Source organism: Thermoanaerobacterium butyriciformans (assembly GCF_017874545.1).
In the GTDB taxonomy this organism is placed as follows: Bacteria; Bacillota; Thermoanaerobacteria; order Thermoanaerobacterales; family Thermoanaerobacteraceae; genus Thermoanaerobacterium; species Thermoanaerobacterium butyriciformans.
In genome coordinates this window covers 1-23,045 of the sequence record NZ_JAGGLT010000013.1, presented here as the reverse complement: position 1 = coordinate 23,045, position 23,045 = coordinate 1, and the positions used below count along the sequence as shown (strand labels likewise).

The following is a 23,045-nucleotide window of genomic DNA, read 5'->3' as shown; positions in this document are numbered from 1 at the left end:
TTAAAGTGTAAATGGGATTTAATTTTTCTTAATTCATTGCCGATATTATATATGTCAAATTTAACGAGGTGAATGAGTATGGATTTATCAACATTACTAGGAATAATTGTAGGGTTCGGTTCACTTATTTTTGCGTTTGTATTGGAAGGTGGGAGTGTAGCATCTCTTATTGGTTTATCGGCAGCAATTATAGTTTTAGGCGGAACTATAGGAGCTACTATGACTTCATTTTCAATGAAAGATATATTGAAATTGCCAAAACTTATTGGCAAGGCTTTTAAAGAAGAAGGCAATAAGTATTTAGATATAATTAAGTATTTTGTTTATCTTTCTCAAAAGGCCAGAAGCGAAGGATTATTGAGCTTGGAGCAGGAGTTGCAGTCTGATGAGATAAAAAATTACGATCCCATTTTAAAAGATTGTATAGAGCTAGTTATAGATGGTGCTGACATCGAGTTAATAAAAACTACTATGGAAAACAGAATATACATAGAAGATAAAGCATTGAAGAAAGAAGCCAGCATGTTTGAAGCAGCCGGTGGGTATTCTCCTACTATGGGTATCATAGGTACAGTTATGGGACTTGTCCATGTTTTGGGAAATTTAAGTGAACCAGATAAGCTGGGTCCCTCAATAGCTGTAGCTTTTATAGCCACATTATATGGCGTTAGTATGGCAAACCTTGTTTGGCTACCTATAGGAGAAAAACTTAAAAATAAGGCTCAAATAAAGAGGACAGAGAAGGAAATAATTTTGGAAGGCAGTCTTTCGTTGCAAGCTGGTGAAAATCCTAAAATAGTGGAGAAAAAGTTGTTAACATTTGTAGTGGAAAGGGAATCTGAATCAAATTCAAAAGAACAAAGCGTGAAAGGTGAAATTGCTGATGATAAGGCATGATGATGATGAAGAAAAGAAAGAAAATAGTGAAAGATGGCTGCTTACGTATTCTGATATGATAACATTACTTATGATATTTTTTATAGTTTTGTACACCATAAGTACAGTTAACTCACAAAAGTTCCAACAAATTGCTGCATCTTTAGGGAAAACTTTTGATGGTACTAATTATGTAGTTGGACAATACAGTGGAAATAGCATTCTTGATAGCATAAAAACGGCAAATAATGCAAACACTAACAATACAATAGAGTCTCAATTAGACAAGCTTATTAAGCAGAACAACCTGCAGGACATGGTCACATACAAAGTTGAGGAGAGAGGTTTTGTAATAAGTTTAAACGATACTTTACTATTTGATACTGGTTCTGCAGATGTAAAACCAGATCAAAAAGCTACATTAATAAAAATCGGTAATATATTAAAGACGATGCCAAATTACATCCGTGTTGAGGGACATACAGATGATGTACCTATAAATAATAGTCAGTTTCATTCAAATTGGGAACTGTCAGTCATAAGGGCTACTAACGTTGTGGAGATACTTGTAAATGATGTTAAGATTGATCCGGCTAAAATATCTGCCGTAGGCTATGGTGAGTATAGGCCTATAGTGCCAAATGATAGCGATAAAAACAGACAGCTTAACAGGAGAGTTGACATTGTTATTATGAATAGTGATTATGATAAATGGGAGTCTAACAAGTAAAAAATAGATATTTCCAGGTTGACATATTATTTACAATGTAATATAATTTCATTATTAGGATTTTATCTGGGGTGATTTTATGACTAAAAAGCCAATAGTACCGATGCCGGTAATAAGAAGGCTACCGCGATATCATAGATATTTAGAAGAATTATTAAAGAATGATGTAAAAAGGATTTCATCCAGAGAATTAAGTGAAAAGATGGGTGTTACAGCATCACAAATAAGGCAGGATCTCAATAATTACGGCGGTTTTGGACAGCAGGGGTACGGATATAATGTAGAAGAATTGTACAATACTTTGACTAGGATACTAGGTCTTGATAAGACGTACAGTACAATTATTATTGGTGCTGGTAATCTAGGACAGGCTATTGCAAATTATACAAATTTTGAAAGAACCGGGTTCAATTTAAAAGGAATATTCGATATTAATCCAAGATTGTTTGGACTTAAGATCAGAGATATAGAGATAATGGATGTGGAATTGTTAGAAGATTTTTTGTCTAAAAATAAGATAGATATTGCAATATTGTGCATACCAAAGGATAACTCGCAGATTATGGCAGATAGATTGGTTAAAGCAGGAATTAAGGCTATATGGAACTTCTCTCCGATAGATTTGGATGTTCCTGACGATGTAATACTAGAAAATGTTCATTTAAGCGACAGCTTGTTGACATTATCTTATCGTTTAAATGAAGATAAATTGCTTAAAAATAAAGTCGAAGAAAAATAAATGGTATTTAAGCCGTTTATTTTTTTATATTGGAGGTTCAAATGAAAAAAATCATAAATAATCTTTTAAAAGAAGATCAAAACATCGTTCCATTTATCGATTTTATGAAATACATTGGCCCAGGAATATTGGTTACGGTAGGATTTATAGATCCCGGCAATTGGGCTACAAATGTTTCTGCAGGGTCAATGTATGGCTATAAGTTGTTGTGGGTTATAACATTGTCTACGGTAATGCTTATCATTTTGCAGCACAATGCGGCACACCTTGGAATAGCTACAGGTTATTGTCTTTCTGAAGCTACATCTATTTTTATAAACAATAAGCTTTCAAAGATTATTTTGCTGTCTGCCGTAGTTGCATCAATATCTACATCTACAGCAGAACTTCTGGGTACTGCAATAGCACTTAACATGTTGTTTAAAATACCAATAAAGGTTGGTACAGTCATATCAGTAATAGTGATTTCTTTTGTTTTATATTCGAATTCGTATAAACGGCTTGAAAAAATAATAATTGGATTTGTTTCCATTATAGGTCTTTCATTTTTATTTGAGCTGTATCTGGTCAAAATCAATTGGAATACGGCTGTATTAAGCTGGGTAAATCCGGTTATTCCGAAAGACTCTATAGTGATTATCATGAGCGTTTTGGGGGCAGTTGTCATGCCGCATAACTTATTTTTGCATTCTGAGATAATTCAAAGCAGACAGTGGAATCTAAAGGATAAATCTATTATAAAGAAGCAGCTTAAATATGAGTTTCTTGATACTCTGTTTTCAATGGTGATAGGATGGGCCATAAATAGTGCCATGATTCTTCTATCTGCTGCTACATTTTTCGAGAACGGGATAGTCATTGATAAACTTGAACAAGCAGGAGTGTTGTTGAAGCCAATCGTTGGCAGTGGAGCATCAGTTGTATTCGCGATTGCCCTTTTGTTTTCTGGTTTTTCATCAACTGTCACATCTGGTATGGCGGGTGGTTCTATTTTTGCAGGTATATTTAAAGAACCATACAATATAAAAGATAAACATACTAAGATGGGAATATTTATTACATTAATACTTGCAACTGTTGTGATATTTTTATTGAAAGATCCGTTTCAGGGGCTTATATTGTCTCAGATGATACTGAGTATTCAGCTACCAATAACAGTATTTACACAGATTTATCTGACTTCTTCAAAGAAGGTTATGAATGAATACGCAAATGGGAAATTCAGTAAAGCAATACTGATATCCTTAGGAATAATTATAGCTGCATTAAATGTAAAATTATTCATAGATACAATATTTTGATATTTTTATGTTGCATTTTCGTACCCTACAGATACATTTTTGTTCCGGATACATAAAATTCTGCTAATATTGTAATATAATTTGATATAGAAAGATATATTTTATACACAATAAAAGGGCAAAAGTAAAATATATAAAAATTAATATATACTACACGAGAAAAATGGGAATGAGTATGACTTGTTCTCATTTTTTCATAAATTGGTATTTTTGAAGGATTTTTTTTAAGAATATCGAATATTTATATTATTCGAGAATTTGTAAAAGGATGTGATTTTATGATTAGAGCGGTAATAGCTGAAGATGAAGATTCCCTTAGAAAAGAGATAAGCAGAAAAGTTATGGGGATAAGCGATGTGAAAGTTGAATACATCACAGACGAAGGAAGAGATTTGTTAAATGCTATATTAAAGGTAAAACCTGAATTAGCTATTTTAGATATAAAACTTCCAAAAATGACGGGTTTAGAAGTTGTCAAAAATGTACGGGACCTGCTTCCAAACATAGAGATAATATTTATAACGTCATATGAGGAATATATAAAGGATGCGGTGAAATTATATGCTGCTGATTATATAATAAAGCCTATAAACTATGATAGGTTATTTAATACGATAGAAAGAATAAAAAGAAAATTTAACGATTCTTCAGATTTCATAGAAGTACGATGTGGTGATGATATAAAACTTATCAATGCAAATGATATATACTTTATTGAAGCTAATCGAAAAAAGACTTTTTTCTACACTACATATGAGGACTTTCTGTCAAATACTTCCCTAAGTGATGTTTATAAAATCTTGAATAAAAAAATTTTTTTCAAGACAAGCAGATCTTATATTGTAAATTTGTATAAGGTATATTCTATAAAATCTGTAAATAGAACGTCTTTAGAAATAAGTTTTAGAAATAAAAATAAAAAAGCGTATCTATCAAAGAAGCTGTACTATGAATTTAGGAATCGCCTTAAAGATATATTAAACCAGCCGGTTGAAATGGAAGCAAATTAGGGAAATTTTGTGGGTGATGCCATGATAAGAAAAAGTTTAAACAAAATAATAGCGATATTTTTTATGTACATGATTTTTATAACGTTAATGTTTAACAATAGCATGTATTATCGGCAGAAAATTATTATACCGGCTGATTTTAAATCGTTTTTATTTTTTACGATTGTAGTTATAAATGTCTTGGTTTTTACGATTATAAGGATGATTTATATAAATGGTAAAAACGAGTATCAATACATTATAAATGATTTTAAACTAAGATTTATAGAAGAACAAAACAACTTATACAGGAAAAATAAACATGAATTGAGAAATAAGATTTTAGTCTTATATGGATTGATAAGACAGATGAAGTATGAGGATGCCCAAGAGTTTTTAATGGATTATATAGATGATATAAACAACAGCCTTATTAAAGTAGATACTGGAAACGATATAATCGATTTGCTGTTATATTCAAAAATAAGCTCTGCTATAGAGAAAAATATTTCGGTGAACTTTATATGTATGGTTGATTTAAAATGCTCAAAAAAAGTAACAAATGATATTTGTTCAGTTTTGGGAAATTTGTTAGATAACGCTATTGAAGAATGTGATAGGTTAAAGAATAATAAGAGATTAGAAGTAGTGATTAAAAGCGATCCAGTTGACTACATTTTTATAGTGAAAAATACATGTGTTGAAATTAGTGAAGATGTAAAAAGAAATATTTTAAATGGTGGCTTTACAACAAAGGGTTATGGAAGAGGAACTGGATTATCTATTGTTAAAGACATAGTATATAGATATAATGGAGATATTAACATAAAGATTGATAATAAATATTTCGATGTGACAGTTGAAATACCATCTTACAAATTAAATGAGAAATAATCATTTTTGTTCCTGAAGATAGCATTTTAATTCCTATGTCCACATTTTTTTATAAAAAAGGTATATAATTTAGATGAAAGCACAAATATCATTTCAGATATGCCAAAACATTATAGTTCACTTATATATTTTTAACATTCCAATTTTTACTGTTTTTATGCGAAGGTGAGGTGAAATCATGGATATGCAGTTAACTGTAATCGCCTCCAGTTTAGTCATTCTAATATTTATAATAACATTTTCTAAAAGCAACATAGATATGGAATTTGCAGTTAAATTTCTACAGACCTTAATAAAATTAAGAATAAAAAAGAAAAGATAAAAAATTATTGTCACAATTTTTGTCACAGGAGTTGTCTTAAATTATTGTTGAAAAACGTAATAATTGCCGTATAATATATCCTATAGTCATTATTTTAATTTTTGGAGGGTATCAATTGAAGGTATATTCTTTTGTCGGTGCTAGTGGAAGCGGTAAAAGCCATCATGCATCTTCTGTTGCAGGAAAATACGGCATAAAGTACATCATCGATGATGGTCTATTGATATGCGAAAACAGGATCGTATCAGGATTTTCAGCAAAAAGGGAAAAGACGAAGCTGTCAGCTATAAGGAGAGCGATATTTGCAGAAGAAGAACATGTAAAAGAAGTAAAAAAATCGTTGGAAGAACTTAAACCGGACAAAATATTGATACTTGGAACATCAGATAAAATGGTAGACAAGATTGCTGAAAGGCTATCGCTGCCGCCTGTGTCAGAGAGAATTTATGTAGAAAATATTTTATCACCTGAAGAAATAGAGGTGGCCAGAAAAAAAAGGTATGAAGAAGGAAAGCATGTAATACCAGTGCCAACATTTGAAGTAAAAAAGCATTTTTCTGGATATTTTATAGACCCACTAAGGATATTTCGGCGCAAAGAGATAGATTTTGAAAAGACGGTAGTAAGGCCATACTACAGTTATCTTGGCAAGTACACAATTTCTGAGAATGTAATCAACAGCATTGTATTTAATGAAGCAAAAAAATTTGATGGCATTTATAAAATAAATAAGGTGATAACAGAGAACTACACTGAGGGGATAATAATAAAAATAGAGATTGTCATGGTACACGGTACATCAATAAACGGCGTTTTAAGAGGAGCTATAAAGAAGATAAAGAGTGTCGTTGAATACATGACGTCTTTAAATGTGTTGGATATAAAAATTCACGTGAAGTCACTTTATATAAGAGATAGTGATAAAATATTTAAAACCCGAGAAATATTTGATAAAGGCAAATAAGCCTTTTTTTTATCTTCAAAAAATTATATAATATTTGTAGAGGGTCGTAAATATTATGTAGTAAGGCATTAAAAAACCTATATGTGGGTGAGGAGATATGAAATATTTAGTAGAAATGTCCGGTTCTAAGGTTATAGTGCATGGAATTAAAGACTTTAACCTTAAAGAGACATTAGAATGTGGACAATGTTTTAGATGGAATGAAGAAGATGATGGAAGTTATACGGGGGTTGCTTTTGATAGAGTAATAAATGTGAAATTAGATGGTGATATATTGACGATTGATAATACGACATTAGCAGATTTTAATGATATATGGTATGACTATTTTGACTTGGGCAGAGACTATGGAAAGATCAAAGAGACACTTTCGCAAGATGAAATCTTAAGAGCGGCTATAAAGCATGGTGAAGGGATAAGAATTTTGAGGCAAGATACTTGGGAGACGCTTATTTCATTTATTATATCTCAAAACAATCGGATACCTCAGATTAAAAAAGTCATAGAAAATTTAAGCAGGGCATTTGGACACCCTATCGTATATAAAAATAAGACTTATTATACATTTCCAAAAGTGCAGGATATCATAATGGCAGACGAAGAATCATTAAATAACAGCAAGTGTGGATTTAGGTCAAAATATATAATTGATGCAGCGTTAAAAGTGTTTAATGATGAAATCAATCTTTTTGAGTTGCAGCTTTACGATACTTACGATGTGCGTAATATGCTTATGAGCATAAGAGGAGTTGGGCCTAAAGTTGCAGACTGCGTAATTCTTTATTCCATCGGAAGATATGAGGCATTTCCGACAGATGTATGGATAAAACGAGTTGTAGAATTTTTATACCTAAAGAGGAAGACAAATAATTCTGATGTACAGAATTTTGCAAAGGAAAAGTTTGGTGATTTATCTGGATTCGCGCAGCAGTATCTATTTAACTATGCAAAAGATCATGTTTCAAAAGATATATTTAAAGAGAGGAAAAATTAAATGATAGGAACACTTGTTAATGCAGCATCTATAGTTGCAGGAAGTATTGCAGGCACTTTATTTAAAATAGGTATTCCTGATAGAGTAAAAACAACAGTTATGCATGCCATATCTTTAAGTGTATTGATAATAGGATTTGATAGCGCTTTAAAATATAAAAATTTGCTATTAGTGATAATAAGTTTAGCGATAGGCGGCATTGTAGGTGAACTGCTGGACATAGAGAAAAAGCTTAACCAATTTGGCGACTTTTTAGAGAAAAAATTATCGAGAAACGGTGAAAATAAGATAAGCGAAGGCTTTGTGACAGCAAGCCTCATATACTGTATTGGTGCGATGGCGATTGTGGGTGCATTAAAAGACGGTTTACAAGGTGATCACAGTATACTTTTTGCCAAATCCATGCTTGATGGCATATCATCTATAATATTTGCATCTACATTAGGGATAGGCGTCATGATATCGTCCATTAGCGTCCTTGTGTATCAAGGTTCTATAACTTTGTGCGCATCGCTGCTTAAAAATTTGTTGACAACTAACGTAATTGCAGATATGTCTGCTATCGGAGGTATTTTGATAATTGGTATATCACTAAATATGCTAAATCTTACGAAAATAAAGATTGGAAATCTGCTTCCGTCAATTTTTGTTCCTATTGTGTATGAAATAATAGTGAAAATATTTTAAATAACGAAGGAGGTTGCCCTGAATTAGTGAGAAAGGGCTTATGAAATATGAAAGATATAAGGAGCATAGATGTTGCAAGGGTAGCCGTAAGGATGGCTATGTCAAGAAGAGAGGATGAAGCTACATTAAAGGAGAGGTATGGGAAAGAAGGCATTAAAGTAGCTGCAGTAGATTATGGAGGTGAATATATCAATTCCATATCAAAGATAATAGAAAGAGCTGTTGTTGCAGCAAAAAGAGAAGGTGTTATAGAGGACAATCATGTGGGAGAAGGTGCTGTTGCAGGTGCAACACATGATGCTATAATGCAGATAAAAGATAAAGCTATGGGACTTAATATAGGTGGCAAGATTGGAATTGCATTTTACGGTGAACACCTATGCGTCTGTGCATTTTTCGCCGTAGGAATGCTAAATTTAAACGAAGTTGCCATTGGACTTGGGCATAGGTCATTGAAATATTAAATTTATGAAAAAGAGGGTTTATCGTGAACCCTCTTTTTATCCTCCTAAATACGACTTTTTAACCCTTTCATCGTTTTTTAAGACAGATGCAGCACCTTCAAGGGAGATATTGCCTGTCTCAAGGACGTATGCTCTATCAGCAATAGATAAGGCCATTTTAGCGTTTTGCTCTACTAAAAGTATAGTTGTGCCGTCTTCGTTTATGCTTTTTATCGTCTTAAATATGTCTTGTACTACTATCGGTGCAAGACCCATCGACGGCTCATCTAATAAAAGCACTTTTGGTTTTGACATCAATGCTCTCCCTATAGCCAGCATCTGCTGCTCACCACCGCTTAATGTGCCGGCAATCTGCTTATACCTTTCTTTAAGACGTGGAAATAGGTGAAATACTTTTTCCATGTCGCTTTTTACCATATTGTCTTTCCTGAGATATGCTCCCATCTCAAGGTTTTCCATTACAGTCATGTTGGCAAATATTCTTCTTCCTTCTGGCACTTGGCAGATACCCATATCCACTATATTTTGTGCAGGTTTTTTTGTTATGTCTACATCGTTGAATTTGATGTAGCCTTTTTTTGGCTTCAATATGCCTGATATTGTCATTAGAGTAGTGCTTTTACCTGCGCCATTTGCACCTATTATAGTGACGATCTCTCCATCATTTACTTTTAAGTCTATGCCTTTTAAGGCATTGACCATTCCATATGATACGTTGAGATCTTTTACCTCTAACATGTTTTAAGCACCTCCTTCTATTGATAAAATTTCACTTTCATCAGGACTTTCTTCTCCAAGGTATGCAGCTATTACTTCTGGGTTTCTCTTGATTTCGTCTGGTGTGCCATGGGCGATTATTTTCCCGTAGTTCATGACGTATATATCTTCACATAAATCCATTACCAGAGACATATCGTGCTCAATTAAGAGTATTGTTATGTCAAATTTGTCCCTTATGAATCTGATTGTGTCTGTAAGCTCTTTTGTCTCTTGTGGATTCATCCCTGCTGCAGGTTCATCCAGAAGCAGAAGCTTTGGCTTTGTTGCCAGTGCTCTTGCTATTTCAAGTCTTCTCTGTTCGCCGTATGGCAGATTTTTGGCAAGGTTTAAGGCGTGTTTGTCAAGATTGAAGATTTTAAGTAAATTCATTGCTTCTATATTCTGTGATTTTTCTCCATCTAAGTATTTTTTGTGCTGAATAAATGAGCTTAAAAGTCCGTATTGTACGTGAATGTGCTCAGCTATCTTGACATTGTCAAGGACAGTTAGGTTTTTAAATAGACGTATGTTTTGAAATGTCCTTGCTATGCCAAGCTTCGTGTTATTGTACGGCTTTGTTGATACGTTTTTTCCGTCAAATATTACTTTTCCTGATGTTGGTTTGTATATTCCTGTTATTATATTGAATACTGTTGATTTTCCTGCACCATTAGGCCCTATAAGTCCTGTAAGAGAGCCCTTTTCCAGTTCTATATTTACGTCTATTAGGGCTTTTATGCCACCGAAGTCTATAGAAACGTCTTTAATTGACAGTAAACTCACTGCTTTCATCCCCTTTCTTAAATAGTTTTTTGAGGGAAAATTCTCTTGTACCCATCAATCCTTCTGGTCTGAATAACATTACGATGATCAAGAGGAGCGAGTATATTACCATTCTTAGTGCAGCATAATCCTGCAGCACTGCGTATACGAATGTGAGGAAAATTGCTGATAGTATTGATCCTGTTATACTGCCCAGTCCTCCTAATACAACCATTGTCAAGATATCGAATGACTTCATGAAGTTGAATGTTTCTGGCTGTATGATGTAGAAGTTGTGAGCGTAAAGGGCACCGCCTATTCCTGCAAAGAATGCACCTATTGTGAATGCCAATGTCTTGTAGAAAGTTGTGTTTATGCCCATTGATTCGGCTGCTGTCTCGTCTTCTCTGATTGCTACACAGCATCTGCCATAGCTAGAGTTTATGAAGTTTCTGATTAAGACGACGGTTATGACTGCCATCCAAAATACCCACGTCCAGTTTGTGTACTTTGGTATTCCGGATAGGCCGCTGGCTCCACCGACGTATTCGGTGTTTAGAAAGATTACCCTGATTATTTCTCCGAATCCAAGTGTCGTTATGGCGAGATAGTCACCTTTTAATCTCAATGACGGTATTCCTATCAAGATTCCTGCTATTCCTGCTGATATGCCGCCTACTAATAATGCCAATGGAAATGAAAGCCCTAATTTGTACGTTATGATGGCTGATGTGTATGCACCGATTGACATAAATCCTGCGTGTCCTAATGAGAATTGTCCTGTAAATCCATTGATAAGGTTAAGGCTTACAGCAAGTATTATATTTATGCCCATAAGAACTATGTTTATTTCGTAATAATCGTTTAATATGTTTGTTGACAGCAAGATTTGTATTATACCGTAAATGGCGAATAGCCCTATAAAAATCAGCAATCTGTTTTTCAATATTTGCTTCAACTTTACCACCTACACTTTCTCTCTTACGTTTTTGCCAAATAGTCCTGTGGGCTTAATCAGCAGTATGATGATGAGTATTGCAAATGAAACGCCATCTCTGTATAGTGAGCTGCCATAGCCTGAGACAAGTGCTTCTATGACACCCATCAAAAGGCCTCCTACCATGGCACCTGGTATTATGCCTATTCCGCCTAAGACTGCTGCTATGAATGCTTTTAAGCCTGGCATGATACCCATTAAGGGATCTATTGAGTTGTAGTATATGCCAACTAAGACACCTGCAACGGCAGCAAGGGCGGATCCTATGGCAAATGTGAAAGAAACGGTCCTATCTACATTTACCCCCATAAGTTTTGCTGCATCAGGGTCTGTGGAGACAGCTCTCATAGCTTTTCCGATTTTTGTCTTGTATATAATAAGCTGAAGTCCCACCATCATGATTATAGATACGACAAATATGACGATTTGCTGGTTTGATATCGTGATTATTCCATTGAAAAATGAGTACATGTGCTGCTTGAAAATCTGAGGATACGTTCTGACTTGCGGAGACAAGAGGATTATGCCTCCGTTTTCCAGTAAAAGGGAGACACCGATGGCTGTAATCAATATTGAGATTTTTGACTTATCCCTTAATGGCCTGTATGCCACACGCTCTATTGTTACACCAAGTATAAGGCTTACTAACATTGCCAATAAAAGAGATGGTACAAAACCTAGATGGAGATATGTTGAGGCAAAGAAGCCTGTAAATGCACCTACCATGTATATATCTCCATGGGCGAAATTTATAAGCTTCATTATGCCGTAAACCATAGTGTATCCAAGAGCAATAAGTGCGTATATACTTCCTAAGGATAAACCATTTATAAGCTGCTCTATAAATGTCTTCATAAATATCACCTCAAATTAAAAAGTATTAAAAGAACATAAGCGGCCACTATGTGACCGCATTGCCGTGTTTTACAAATCTTATTCAGCACTTATTTTTTTCTTAAGTGTCTGTTTACCGTCCTTCAATTCTATGATTACTGTTTGCTTTATTGGATTGTGCTGTGCATCTATTGAGATAGTTCCTGTCACACCCTTAAAATTTTTGAGATTTGCCAAGGCATCAGTTATTTTTGCAGGGTCAGTTGAATTAGCATCTTTTATTGCTTGTACCAACATGCCTGCCGAGTCGTATGCTAAAGCGGCAAATGCATCTGGTTCTGTGCCGTAAGCGTCTTTATATTTCTTAATGAAATCTTGCACTATTGGATCAGGGTCTGTTGATATAAAGTGATTGCTGTAATAAACGTTGTTTAATGCAGAAGCACCAGCTATTTTTAATAAATCAGGTGAATCCCAGCCATCTCCACCAAGCAAAGGTACTTCTATGCCCATGTCTCTTGCTTGTTTAGCTATTTTTGCCGTATCTTGATAGTATCCTGGTATAAATATGACATCGGCATTTAGACCTTTTATTTTTGTAAGCGTCGATTTGAAATCTTGGTCACCTGCTACATATGCCTCCTGGTCGATTACCTTACCACCAAGCTTTTCAAACTGCTCTTTGAAGCTTTTTGCAAGACCTTTACTGTAGTCACTTTTATTATCAATGTATATTACAGCAGTTTTTGCATTAAGGTCTTTTGCTGCAAATTCTCCCATGACTTTGCCTTGATATGGGTCTGTATAACACGCTCTGAATATTTCGCTTTTTACTTTGTTTGTATTGGTATCAACAGTGACATCAAAAGACGTGCCTGATGGGGTTATAAGAGGTATGTTTTTGCTTAATGCAATTGACGAAGCCGCTTTAGTATTGCCTGTTGTAGCTGGCCCTAATATTGCCACAACATTGTTTTCTACAATAAGTTTTGTAGCTTGGTTTATTGATTCATCCGTTGCAGATTTGTTATCGGCTTTTATTAAATTGATCTGTTTGCCGAGAACACCGCCGTTTTTGTTGGTGTCATCTATATACAGTTTTACAGCATTGTACTCAGAAGTGCCGTATGACGCTACTTGTCCTGTTAATTCGAAAAGTGCACCAACATTTATTTTATCACTGCTGGATGCGCTGGTATTTTTCGTACAACCAGAAAGTAATATGGAAGCTGCTATTACTCCCACTAAAAGCATTGACAGCCTCTTAATTGTTTTTTTCATAGATACATCCTCCCATTTTTAAAATGAATAAAATTTTAATATAATTTTTCTCTACCGGTAGAAAAAATGGAAACAGACTGCTAATAAATTTATTATAATTATACTTTAGATTTATTATTTACATCAAGATTATTTATTTTAAGCCGTATTCAAATTTTCTAATAAATATTACAAAAAACTTTTATTGACTAATAAATGTTTTTATCATACTATTTTATTAAATAAAAATTTTTCTTATTATCACTATATAAATTTAGCATGGTAGCATGGTAGTATGTCTTTTTGTTGCCATGTAACGGGAGGAATTTCAATGAAGAGATCTATCTTTGTTTTGGCAGCTTTTTTTATTTTTTCTATTGCACTATCTGGCTGTGGAAGTAAAACAACATCAAATGGCAGTACGGAAAAGATGATAACAATCGGTATTACGCAGATTGTGGAACATCCAGCACTTGATAGTGCAAGAGAAGGGTTTATAAAAGCTTTAAAAGACAATGGTTATGTAGAAGGTAAGAATGTCACATTTATACAGGAAAATGCACAAGGGGATATGTCGACAGCTCAGACTATAGCAAAGAAATTTGTCGATAAAAATGTGGATTTAATATTTTCTATAGCAACTCCTACAACACAAGCAGTTAAAAAGGCAACTTCAACTATTCCAATCGTATTTACAGCTGTTACAGATCCTGTAGCTGCTGGTCTTGTAAGTTCACTTGACAAACCAGGTGGGAATGTAACTGGCACATCTGATATGGAGCCTATAAATGATCAACTTAAGTTAATAAAAGATTTAGTGCCAGGTGCAAAGAGGATAGGCATTATATACAATGCAGGAGAAGTCAATTCTACTGTACAGGTAAATATTGCAAAAGATGATGCTGCATCATTGGGATACAGTATAGTAGAAGCGACTGTATCCAACAGTAGCGAAGTAAATCAAGCAGCACAATCATTGGTAGGAAAGGTAGATGCTATTTGGCTTCCGACTGACAATACAGTAGCTTCTTCTGTTGCAGCTATAATAAAGGTAGCTAATTCTGCAAAAATACCTGTTATAGCAGCAGAGAAGGGAATGGTAGAAGGAGGTTCACTAGCGACGCTGGGAATCAGCTATAGTGATCTTGGGTATCAGGCCGGTTTAATGGCTATCAAGATTTTGAAAGGTGAAAAACCGGCTAATATAAAAGTAGAAACTGCCAAAGATTTGCAGCTTATAATCAATCAAAAGGAAGCAGATGCCATAGGCCTTAAGATCCCAGATTCTATAATGAAAAAAGCTCAGGAGGTAATCAAATAGAGACAAAATTGGAGGTTATTATATTATGTCGTTTGCCATTTCAACATTGGAACAGGGGCTTGTTTACGGTATAATGGCACTTGGTGTCTATATATCTTTTAAGATTATAAATTTTGCTGATTTAACTGTTGAAGGCAGCTTCACATTAGGAGCTGCCGTTACAGCAAAACTTATTACCAGCGGAGTGAATCCTATTTTTTCAATTATAGTTTCGTTTTTAGCTGGAGGATTAGCTGGACTTGTTACTGGTTTTTTAAATACAAAGTTAAAAATAACTGAACTTTTAGCTGGTATACTTACGATGACAGCACTTTATTCTATAAATTTGCGTATAATGGGTAAATCAAATATACCAATGCTTAATAATAAATCTATCTTAGATTATTTCAGTTTTGCAGGTAATTACAGAAATATTTTGTTTTTCGGACTTATTATGATTTTTTTGGTGCTTTTGACAAATTATTTTTTACAAACTAGGACAGGATTTGCGTTAAGAGCTACCGGAAACAATCAGCAGATGGTTCGCAGTATGGGAATAAACACTAATACGACTATAACATTGGGCCTTATAATATCAAACGCTTATATTGCTCTAGCAGGATCGTTAGTGTCTCAATATCAAGGGTTTGCTGATGCAGGAATGGGTATAGGGACACTTGTTGCAGGTCTTGCTTCTGTTATAATCGGAGAAGTTTTATTTAGAGAGAGAAATATATTGTGGGCGGTAATTTCGGCTGTTGTGGGTTCTATAGTATATAGAGGTGCAATAGCAGTAGCCCTTACTATAGGATTCAATCCGACAGATCTTAAGTTGTTGACGGCAATTCTGGTAGTTATAGCGCTTTCTCTGCCAGGCTTAAAGAAAATCGTTATAAGCTCTAACTGAAAGGGGGCGTGAATTGTGCTAAAACTTAAAAATGTAAGTAAATCATTTTATAAAAATACGCCTAATGAAAACCAGGTATTTAAAGATTTAAATTTTGAAGTAGAAGATGGTGATTTTGTTACAATAGTCGGAAGCAATGGAGCAGGAAAATCTACTCTTCTTAACTTGATTGCAGGAGTTTATCCTGTTGACAGTGGTTCCATCATGATAGACGACGTAGACGTAACTTCATATCCGGAGTTTAAAAGGTCAAAATTTATTGGACGAGTATTTCAAAATCCACTTTTAGGCACAGCACCTTCCATGACAATAGATGAAAATCTATCGATTGCATATTCAAAAGGTGCAGGTTTAAGTTTGAAGATGGGCCTTAATAAAAAGAATAGAGATTTATTTAAAGAAAAATTGGCAGAGCTTGGTTTGGGACTTGAAAATAGAATGAAGACTAAAGTAGGCCTTTTGTCAGGTGGTCAGAGACAGGCATTGACACTTCTTATGGCCACATTTGCAAAGCCAAATCTGCTTTTGCTAGATGAGCATACAGCAGCTTTAGATCCTAGGACTGCAAATATTATAAATGAAATTACAAATAAAATAATCAGTGAAAATAACCTTACTACGTTGATGGTTACTCACAATCTCGAACATGCCTTAGAATATGGAAATCGGATTATTATGATGCACCAAGGTAGAATTGTTCTTGACTTAAAAGATGAGAAGAAAAATTTAACAGTACAAAAGCTTCTAAAGATGTTTAACGAGGTTAATGGCAGTGACTTTGTAGATGATAGGGTAATGCTGGCATAGTGGATACAATCACACCTGTTTTCTGTTGTGAATATAATAATAAAAATGATTCAACAGGAAATGAGGTGTTTTAATGGGGCTTCGGGAAGTTAAAAAGGACGATGAAATTGATATAGAGAAACTTGTAGAAGTTATATCGCCGATTTTAAATGATAGGGAAAATGGTACACAGCCAATATATATAGCAAAGTTTATACTATTTGTATTTTTACTTATTCTTGTAAATGATACTAAGATATCGACTGTTGCGCTAAATGCTTTGGTTGCAGCATCTGATGTTGTCTCATTTTTTCCAGCAATATATAACATTTATGCAGCTGAGCCAATTTCTCTAGAAGAACCGGATATAAGCAGTAGTCTACCAAAGCTGGTATTTCCTCCACCAGAAGGGATAACAATAGAATCTTTCTTTGGATTTTTGTTGTTTTCAATTTTTACTTTGTTGGGTTTTTCTAATCTTCAATATCTATATGCAATTTATGCAGTATTAACATACACTTTTATACCGAGTGCAACAGCTAATTTGATAAAAGGTCTTCCAACATTGATTTTAAATGAAGTTTTAGATCCTGATAAAGGAGATCCACAAAGTGATATAAATTTAAAAGTATGAGAGCTAAAAGCCCTCATACTTTTTTTAATGCCATTTCTATATTTATCATTCCATACCCTTGTGAGTAATACCTGTAATGGTCAACATTTGTTGTAGTCGACTTTAAAATATTTTTTACTTGGTAATTTGTCAGTGATGGATTTTTCTCCAAAAGCAGTGCAGCAGCACCAGCTACAATCGGTGTTGCCATAGATGTTCCAGATGCAGTTCTGTATGGCTTATTTAAAAGGATACCGTCATCAACGCCAAGAGACACATTTCCAGATGCTGTTGATACGATTTTTACACCAGGTGCTACTATATCAGGTTTTAGCAAAAATGCAGATCCTCTGCCTGAGAAGTTAGCAATTTCATCGTCTGAAACATCGACAGTCCTCTTATCATCTACAGCACCTACGGTTATTACGTTCATGCTGTTTCCCGGTGATGTTATAGAGTTTATGGCTGGTCCAGAATTCCCTGCTGCTACTACTACGACTATGCCGTTTCTCCACAGTTTGTCAACACCTTTAACAAGAGGGTCTAGAAAAGGTGGCAACGATGGTGTTTCACCAATTGACAATGATACTATTCTTATTTTGTATTTATCTTTGTTATCCAGTATCCATTGCATACCTGTCAGTATATCAGATGTAGAACCGCTACCTCTTGAATCTAGAACTTTGACTGACACTATATTTGCTTCAGGTGCAACCCCTTTGTATTTACCATCTGACATATAGCCACTTCCAGCGGCATCACCTGCTACATGTGTTCCATGACCGTTGTCATCGTATGGATTCTTTTTTCCATTTACAATATCATGAAAGGCAATTATTCTGTTTTTTGGTTTGGTAAAATCTGCGTGAGGATAAATACCGGTATCCAGAAAGGCAATTGTGACGCCTTTACCGGTATAGCCCTGTTCGTTTACTTCTCTTGATTTTATTTCCTGCGTAGCAATGTTTAACTGTGTTTTGACAGTTGAATCTTCAGCGATAAATTTGACTCCACGGTTTGATGCTACGTTGCTTAATTTGTTGCATGGTATGTTAACAGCCCAGCCATTTATTATGGGTAATTCGTATTTTATCGTTCCTCCTATTGCTTCTATCTTTTTTTTAAGAGTTTCGTACGGCAAGTTGGAATACACAATTGCACTTACACATTCGTTTCTATATATAGTTGCTTTTTTAAGCAATCTACTGTCAATTTTGCTTTTGGGATAAAGGTTTTTAATGGCACCTGATAAAATAAGCGCAGAAATTATATCCATATAGAATCCCCCTTTCTTATATCAGAATATGTTCAAGACAAATTTTTGATAGTTTTTAAAATAATAAGTGTCACAAATTTTGATGATGTCATATTATGTATTAGGTCATAAAGACCTGACATATATTCTTGCGAAAGGGGGATATTAATATGCCCACAGAAAAAGGTGCATCATGGCTTGGCGGTGGATGGATTTGGATAATAATTATAATACTTCTTATCTTCTTGTTTGTACCTGGTTTTATAGTAGAAGAGCCTAAGGCTTGATGTAAATTTTAAAATTTAAAAGGAGGATTATCATGGCTGGAACAAGTTCAGTATTTGGCGAAAGCAATTTGCTGTTCTTCTTCTTAATACTCGTTGTCCTGATGGGCGGCGGATGGTTTGGCGGAGCATGGTCAATGGAAACATTGCTGTTCTTCTTCGTACTATTAGTCATAATTATGGACGGTGGAATGGGATTATTCCTAAATCAAGTCAAATAAATAAGTGGTCCTATCTTATGGTAGGACCATTTATTGTTACATAAAAATTAAATCAATATCAATAATGAAATGATTAGAATATAATGAATTAAAGTAAATTTTATGGAGCTGATTTTATGACTATATCAGGAAATACACTGCTTTTTTTCTTTGTTATATTGACGGTTGTGATGGATGTTAAGTTTGAATTTGAAGATTTATTGTTTTTTTTCTTGCTACTAGTAGTATTGCAGCAAGACAAACCTCGCAAACATGCAAGACGATTCTTATGGTCATTGGCCACCATGAACTTTCAGTAACAATATTTATGGCATTACGTATAATGTATTAGGTCCATGAGGCCAAAAAATAAAGGGGGTATTTATATGCCTGAAGGAAAAGGAGCATCATGGTGCGGCGGATGGATCTGGATTATAATAGTGATACTGATAATCTTCTTGCTGGTCCCAGGCGTATTTGTGGTGGATAAGAAATAAAAAGTATAGGGCAGGTGATAATGAGCCTGCCCTATACATATATTAAGTTATGAAGATAATTTTAAAAGTGGGGGATTGGTTGTGGATAAAGAAAGATTATTAAAAGTGTTGATAATTGAACTGTTTATAATTTTTTTTATTAGGTTTCAAATTTTTGAAGGGCTAAGCTTTGAGGAAGAAAAGCTGCTTTTAAAGAAAAAAGAAGAAGACGAGATAATCGAATATGACGAAACTAATCTACATGAATACGAAAATATGTTAAAAGACAAAAGAGAAAATACTTTAGATATATTTGAGATTATTGAAAAAGGGAAAAACTTTATGGGAAGTGTAAAACCATATTTGCACAGAAGAGAACAGTATTACATAGACATTTTTACAAAGATAGCAGAAATACTAGAGTGCCACAAGCAGTTGATTGAATATCAAAATCAAGGAACAGAAATTCAAGAAGACAATTTCGACCAAATAGGAATGCTTAAAGCAGTAAAGCCTTATATGAAACAAGACAAGCAAATAATAATAGATAAATTTATTAAGCTTCATGAAGGAATACAAAACCTTAATGAAAAGATGAAAAAATATGAGATGGAAGATAATAAAAACAATGTTATAGATAAGATTTTAGATATATTTGAAGCCTTAAAACCAGTTATTCCGGATGATAAACAGGACATGGCTGAGAAGATAATAAAAAACATAAAACTTGTAGAGGCTTTAAATAAGGCAGAAAGCATAATGAATTCAAAAAACAGTGCAGATAAAGATAAAAAAGAAAGCAATACGGAATCTAATACAAGGAGTGATTCAGTGGATATTCCTAAAAACATTGAAAAATCAGAAGAAATTGAATCAGATGTAAATAATAAAAATATTGAAAAAGCAGAAGAAATTAAGTCAGATGTAAATAATTTAAAAGAAGTTGTAGATAGCCTGGAGGATGCTGACGATGGCAATGAAGATGACGGAAAACAAAATCTAGGTTTGACATCACAGCAGTCGGCTGTTGTAGATAGCCTGAAATCAATGCTTACGAAGGAACAGCAGCAGTTTATGTACAATATGATTAATTATTTAAAACAGCAAAGTGCAGATGGTAACTTTGAGAATAATGAGAATGACAGAAAAGATGTAGATGGTGCAGGTGGCTAAAACCTGCATTTTTTTATGTAAATTGAATATTAACGGTATAAATAAAAGATAAATGGGAAAAATCTATTATAATCGCTTAAAACAATGAAAAACGGTGAAATTTGAGATTTGCCATGAACTTGTAATTAAACTAATATAAAAAGTGTGATGATTAGCACTCACGCATGATGAGTGCTAATAAATTTCAAGGAGGGATATTATGAGATTAAAACCACTTGGTGACAGAGTTGTCGTAAAAGTTACTGAAGCTGAGGAAGTTACAAAGGGCGGTATCGTATTGCCTGGTACTGCAAAAGAGAAACCTCAACAAGGCGAAGTGCTTGCTGTCGGCTCTGGAGAATACATAGATGGCAAAAGAGTCGAGCTGGAAGTTAAAGTAGGAGATAAAGTAATATTCTCAAAATACGCTGGAACAGAAGTTAAATTAGACGGTGAAGAATATCTTCTTTTAAGACAAAACGACATATTAGCTATAGTTGAATAAGGAGGTAGAAAAAATGGCGAAGAAAATATTATACGGTGAAGATGCAAGAAAGGCTCTTGAAAGAGGCGTTAATGCTGTTGCTAATACAGTAAAAGTTACATTGGGACCAAGAGGCCGCAATGTTGTTTTAGATAAGAAGTACGGTTCACCAACTATAACAAATGATGGTGTTACAATAGCAAGAGAAATTGAATTAGAAGATCCCTTTGAAAATCAAGGTGCACAGCTTTTAAAAGAAGTTGCAACAAAGACGAATGATGTTGCAGGTGATGGTACGACAACAGCTACAGTACTGGCACAAGCTATGGTTTTAGAAGGCTTGAGAAACTTGGCTGCTGGAGCTAACCCGATGCTTTTAAGGCGCGGTATGGCAAAAGCTGTAGATGCTGCCGTTGAAGGATTAAAGAATATTTCAAAGCCTGTAGAAGGTAAAGATTCTATTGCACATGTTGCAGCAATTTCAGCTGCTGATGAAGAGATCGGTAACTTGATAGCAGAAGCAATGGATAAAGTCGGCAAAGATGGTGTAATAACAGTAGAAGAATCAAAATCAATGAACACAACAATTGAAATAGTTGAAGGTATGCAATTTGACAGAGGATATATTTCACAGTACATGGTAACTGATACAGACAAGATGGAAGCAGTTTTAGACGATCCACTAATACTTATCACAGACAAAAAATTGTCAAACATTCAAGACTTGCTGCCATTGCTTGAACAAGTAGTACAGCAAGGAAAGAAGCTTTTGATTATTGCAGATGATGTTGAAGGTGAAGCACTGGCAACATTAGTTGTAAATAAATTAAGAGGCACATTTACATGTGTTGCTGTAAAAGCTCCAGGATTTGGCGACAGACGTAAAGAAATGCTGCAAGACATAGCTATCTTGACAGGTGGCCAAGTAATATCTGAAGAAGTAGGTCTTGATCTCAAAGAAGCTAAATTAGACATGCTTGGTCGCGCAAGACAAGTAAAAGTGACAAAAGAAAACACTACAATAGTTGATGGTGCAGGAAATGCTGCAGACATAAAGAACAGAATAAATCAGATAAAAGTTCAAATTGAAGAGACTACATCAGATTATGACAGAGAAAAACTGCAAGAAAGATTGGCTAAACTTTCTGGCGGTGTTGCAGTAATTCAAGCTGGTGCTGCTACAGAGACAGAGCTTAAAGAAAAGAAACACAGAATAGAAGATGCTCTTTCAGCTACGAGAGCTGCTGTAGAAGAAGGTATAGTTCCTGGCGGTGGCACAGCACTGTTAGATGTCATACCAGAAGTACAAAAAGTAGTTGATTCATTAGAAGGCGACTTCAGGACAGGCGCTCAGATCGTGCTGAGAGCATTAGAAGAACCTGTAAGACAAATTGCAAGAAATGCTGGCGTAGATGGCTCAGTAATCATTGAAAAGATTAAAGAGTCAAAAGACCCTGCCTTTGGTTATGATGCATACAAAGAAGACTTTGTAGATATGTTAAAGGCAGGTATAGTTGACCCAACAAAGGTTACAAGATCAGCACTGCAAAATGCTGCATCTGTTGCATCGATGATACTGACAACAGAAGCAGTTGTTGCAGACATACCAGAGAAGAATCCGCCAGCACCAGCTCCAGGAGCAGGAATGGATATGATGTAAAAATAACCGGGTAATCCCCGGTTATTTTTTTGTCCTGTTGACATAGACACTTAAATCTGTTATATTGTTTAATAATTTAATAATTTTATAATTTTGATCCACATATAATCTGGTGAATAGGCACTAGAGTATCTACAAAGAGCCGTAACTCTTTACTATGGGGAGTTATTGTTATACTCTTTTTTGCCTGAACAAAAATTTATGTTCGGGCATTATTTATTATAAAGCTGAGGGAGATAATAATTAATGAAAGAAAGGGGATAAGGTTGAAATTAAAAGTACAAATTGCAATAAGAATAAAATGGCATAGCAAACAAGCCATCTTTTGATGACTTTTTAAAAATTAAATATCGAAG

The 23,045-nt window shown here is 34.5% G+C and carries 25 protein-coding genes and 1 riboswitch; of the genes, 19 read left to right on the top strand and 6 right to left on the bottom strand.

The features are described from left to right. Nucleotides 1–78 precede the first annotated feature (78 nt). The 11 genes from J2Z80_RS06690 (at nucleotide 79) to J2Z80_RS06640 (ending at nucleotide 8,960) form a co-directional block, all read left to right on the top strand. Nucleotides 79–897: a motility protein A gene (locus tag J2Z80_RS06690; protein ID WP_209453712.1), complete on the top strand. Its 819-nt coding sequence runs from the start codon at nucleotides 79–81 to the stop codon at nucleotides 895–897. Further along, nucleotides 884–1,606 carry an OmpA/MotB family protein gene (locus J2Z80_RS06685; RefSeq protein ID WP_209453711.1) on the top strand — a complete coding sequence of 241 codons (723 nt, stop codon included), beginning with the start codon at nucleotides 884–886 and terminating at the stop codon, nucleotides 1,604–1,606. The genes J2Z80_RS06690 and J2Z80_RS06685 overlap by 14 nt, the downstream gene beginning before the upstream one ends. Before the next feature lie 79 nt (nucleotides 1,607–1,685). Then, nucleotides 1,686–2,345: a redox-sensing transcriptional repressor Rex gene (locus J2Z80_RS06680; protein ID WP_209453710.1), complete on the top strand. Its 660-nt coding sequence runs from the start codon at nucleotides 1,686–1,688 to the stop codon at nucleotides 2,343–2,345. A 41-nt stretch (nucleotides 2,346–2,386) separates the two neighbouring features. Then, nucleotides 2,387–3,646, top strand: a complete 1,260-nt coding sequence (locus J2Z80_RS06675) for an Nramp family divalent metal transporter (RefSeq protein ID WP_209453709.1) — start codon at nucleotides 2,387–2,389, stop codon at nucleotides 3,644–3,646. Nucleotides 3,647–3,924: 278 nt separating this feature from the next. After that, entirely contained in the window at nucleotides 3,925–4,656 is a 732-nt protein-coding gene (locus J2Z80_RS06670; protein ID WP_209453708.1) for a LytR/AlgR family response regulator transcription factor, read from the top strand. 21 nt (nucleotides 4,657–4,677) lie between these two features. Further along, the gene (locus tag J2Z80_RS06665) at nucleotides 4,678–5,529 is read left to right on the top strand and encodes a sensor histidine kinase (RefSeq protein WP_209453707.1); all 852 of its coding nucleotides are present in this window, start codon (nucleotides 4,678–4,680) and stop codon (nucleotides 5,527–5,529) included. Nucleotides 5,530–5,707: 178 nt separating this feature from the next. After that, nucleotides 5,708–5,851 (top strand): hypothetical protein, encoded by a 144-nt coding sequence (locus J2Z80_RS06660; protein ID WP_209453706.1) that lies wholly within the window; start codon nucleotides 5,708–5,710, stop codon nucleotides 5,849–5,851. A gap of 115 nt (nucleotides 5,852–5,966) precedes the next feature. Next, complete coding sequence (locus J2Z80_RS06655) at nucleotides 5,967–6,815, top strand: Asp23/Gls24 family envelope stress response protein (protein WP_209453705.1); 849 nt, start codon at nucleotides 5,967–5,969, stop codon at nucleotides 6,813–6,815. A gap of 97 nt (nucleotides 6,816–6,912) precedes the next feature. After that, a complete protein-coding gene (locus J2Z80_RS06650) occupies nucleotides 6,913–7,809 on the top strand; it encodes a DNA-3-methyladenine glycosylase family protein (RefSeq protein ID WP_209453704.1) in 897 nt (298 codons plus the stop codon). Continuing rightward, complete coding sequence (locus J2Z80_RS06645) at nucleotides 7,810–8,496, top strand: DUF554 domain-containing protein (RefSeq protein WP_209453703.1); 687 nt, start codon at nucleotides 7,810–7,812, stop codon at nucleotides 8,494–8,496. A 47-nt stretch (nucleotides 8,497–8,543) separates the two neighbouring features. After that, nucleotides 8,544–8,960 carry a HutP family protein gene (locus tag J2Z80_RS06640; RefSeq protein WP_209453702.1) on the top strand — a complete coding sequence of 139 codons (417 nt, stop codon included), beginning with the start codon at nucleotides 8,544–8,546 and terminating at the stop codon, nucleotides 8,958–8,960. A gap of 36 nt (nucleotides 8,961–8,996) precedes the next feature. On the opposite strand, the gene J2Z80_RS06635 is transcribed toward J2Z80_RS06640, so the two are convergent. The 5 genes from J2Z80_RS06635 to J2Z80_RS06615 all read right to left on the bottom strand — a co-directional run bounded on the left by J2Z80_RS06635 (nucleotide 8,997) and on the right by J2Z80_RS06615 (nucleotide 13,593). After that, nucleotides 8,997–9,698 (bottom strand): ABC transporter ATP-binding protein, encoded by a 702-nt coding sequence (locus J2Z80_RS06635; RefSeq protein ID WP_209453701.1) that lies wholly within the window; start codon nucleotides 9,696–9,698, stop codon nucleotides 8,997–8,999. A 3-nt stretch (nucleotides 9,699–9,701) separates the two neighbouring features. Continuing rightward, nucleotides 9,702–10,502: an ABC transporter ATP-binding protein gene (locus J2Z80_RS06630; RefSeq protein WP_209453700.1), complete on the bottom strand. Its 801-nt coding sequence runs from the start codon at nucleotides 10,500–10,502 to the stop codon at nucleotides 9,702–9,704. After that, nucleotides 10,483–11,439: a branched-chain amino acid ABC transporter permease gene (locus tag J2Z80_RS06625; RefSeq protein ID WP_245301196.1), complete on the bottom strand. Its 957-nt coding sequence runs from the start codon at nucleotides 11,437–11,439 to the stop codon at nucleotides 10,483–10,485. The genes J2Z80_RS06630 and J2Z80_RS06625 overlap by 20 nt, the downstream gene beginning before the upstream one ends. A gap of 9 nt (nucleotides 11,440–11,448) precedes the next feature. After that, on the bottom strand, nucleotides 11,449–12,333 hold the full coding sequence (locus J2Z80_RS06620; RefSeq protein ID WP_209453699.1) for a branched-chain amino acid ABC transporter permease: 885 nt from the start codon (nucleotides 12,331–12,333) through the stop codon (nucleotides 11,449–11,451). A gap of 78 nt (nucleotides 12,334–12,411) precedes the next feature. Then, nucleotides 12,412–13,593, bottom strand: a complete 1,182-nt coding sequence (locus tag J2Z80_RS06615; protein ID WP_209453698.1) for an ABC transporter substrate-binding protein — start codon at nucleotides 13,591–13,593, stop codon at nucleotides 12,412–12,414. 310 nt (nucleotides 13,594–13,903) lie between these two features. Between J2Z80_RS06615 and J2Z80_RS06610 the strand changes: the two genes are divergently transcribed. The 4 genes from J2Z80_RS06610 to J2Z80_RS06595 all read left to right on the top strand — a co-directional run bounded on the left by J2Z80_RS06610 (nucleotide 13,904) and on the right by J2Z80_RS06595 (nucleotide 17,199). Continuing rightward, on the top strand, nucleotides 13,904–14,893 hold the full coding sequence (locus tag J2Z80_RS06610; RefSeq protein WP_209453697.1) for an ABC transporter substrate-binding protein: 990 nt from the start codon (nucleotides 13,904–13,906) through the stop codon (nucleotides 14,891–14,893). Between the two features lie 25 nt (nucleotides 14,894–14,918). Further along, on the top strand, nucleotides 14,919–15,779 hold the full coding sequence (locus tag J2Z80_RS06605) for an ABC transporter permease (protein ID WP_209453696.1): 861 nt from the start codon (nucleotides 14,919–14,921) through the stop codon (nucleotides 15,777–15,779). Nucleotides 15,780–15,794: 15 nt separating this feature from the next. Further along, nucleotides 15,795–16,586 (top strand): ABC transporter ATP-binding protein, encoded by a 792-nt coding sequence (locus J2Z80_RS06600; protein WP_209453695.1) that lies wholly within the window; start codon nucleotides 15,795–15,797, stop codon nucleotides 16,584–16,586. A gap of 73 nt (nucleotides 16,587–16,659) precedes the next feature. Continuing rightward, nucleotides 16,660–17,199, top strand: coding sequence for a hypothetical protein (locus J2Z80_RS06595; RefSeq protein ID WP_245301195.1), 540 nt, complete (start codon nucleotides 16,660–16,662; stop codon nucleotides 17,197–17,199). 13 nt (nucleotides 17,200–17,212) lie between these two features. On the opposite strand, the gene J2Z80_RS06590 is transcribed toward J2Z80_RS06595, so the two are convergent. Then, nucleotides 17,213–18,454 carry a S8 family peptidase gene (locus J2Z80_RS06590; protein WP_209453694.1) on the bottom strand — a complete coding sequence of 414 codons (1,242 nt, stop codon included), beginning with the start codon at nucleotides 18,452–18,454 and terminating at the stop codon, nucleotides 17,213–17,215. Between the two features lie 298 nt (nucleotides 18,455–18,752). On the opposite strand from J2Z80_RS06590, the gene J2Z80_RS06585 reads away from it, so the two are divergent. The 4 genes from J2Z80_RS06585 (at nucleotide 18,753) to groL (ending at nucleotide 22,689) form a co-directional block, all read left to right on the top strand. Next, nucleotides 18,753–18,938, top strand: coding sequence for a hypothetical protein (locus J2Z80_RS06585; protein WP_013787494.1), 186 nt, complete (start codon nucleotides 18,753–18,755; stop codon nucleotides 18,936–18,938). A gap of 557 nt (nucleotides 18,939–19,495) precedes the next feature. Next, nucleotides 19,496–20,566 (top strand): hypothetical protein, encoded by a 1,071-nt coding sequence (locus J2Z80_RS06580; protein WP_209453693.1) that lies wholly within the window; start codon nucleotides 19,496–19,498, stop codon nucleotides 20,564–20,566. Nucleotides 20,567–20,765: 199 nt separating this feature from the next. Further along, complete coding sequence (gene groES, locus J2Z80_RS06575; protein ID WP_013298561.1) at nucleotides 20,766–21,050, top strand: co-chaperone GroES; 285 nt, start codon at nucleotides 20,766–20,768, stop codon at nucleotides 21,048–21,050. Between the two features lie 13 nt (nucleotides 21,051–21,063). Further along, a complete protein-coding gene (gene groL, locus J2Z80_RS06570) occupies nucleotides 21,064–22,689 on the top strand; it encodes a chaperonin GroEL (RefSeq protein ID WP_209453692.1) in 1,626 nt (541 codons plus the stop codon). An 80-nt stretch (nucleotides 22,690–22,769) separates the two neighbouring features. Then, nucleotides 22,770–22,867: riboswitch (purine riboswitch) on the top strand. Nucleotides 22,868–23,045 lie beyond the last annotated feature (178 nt).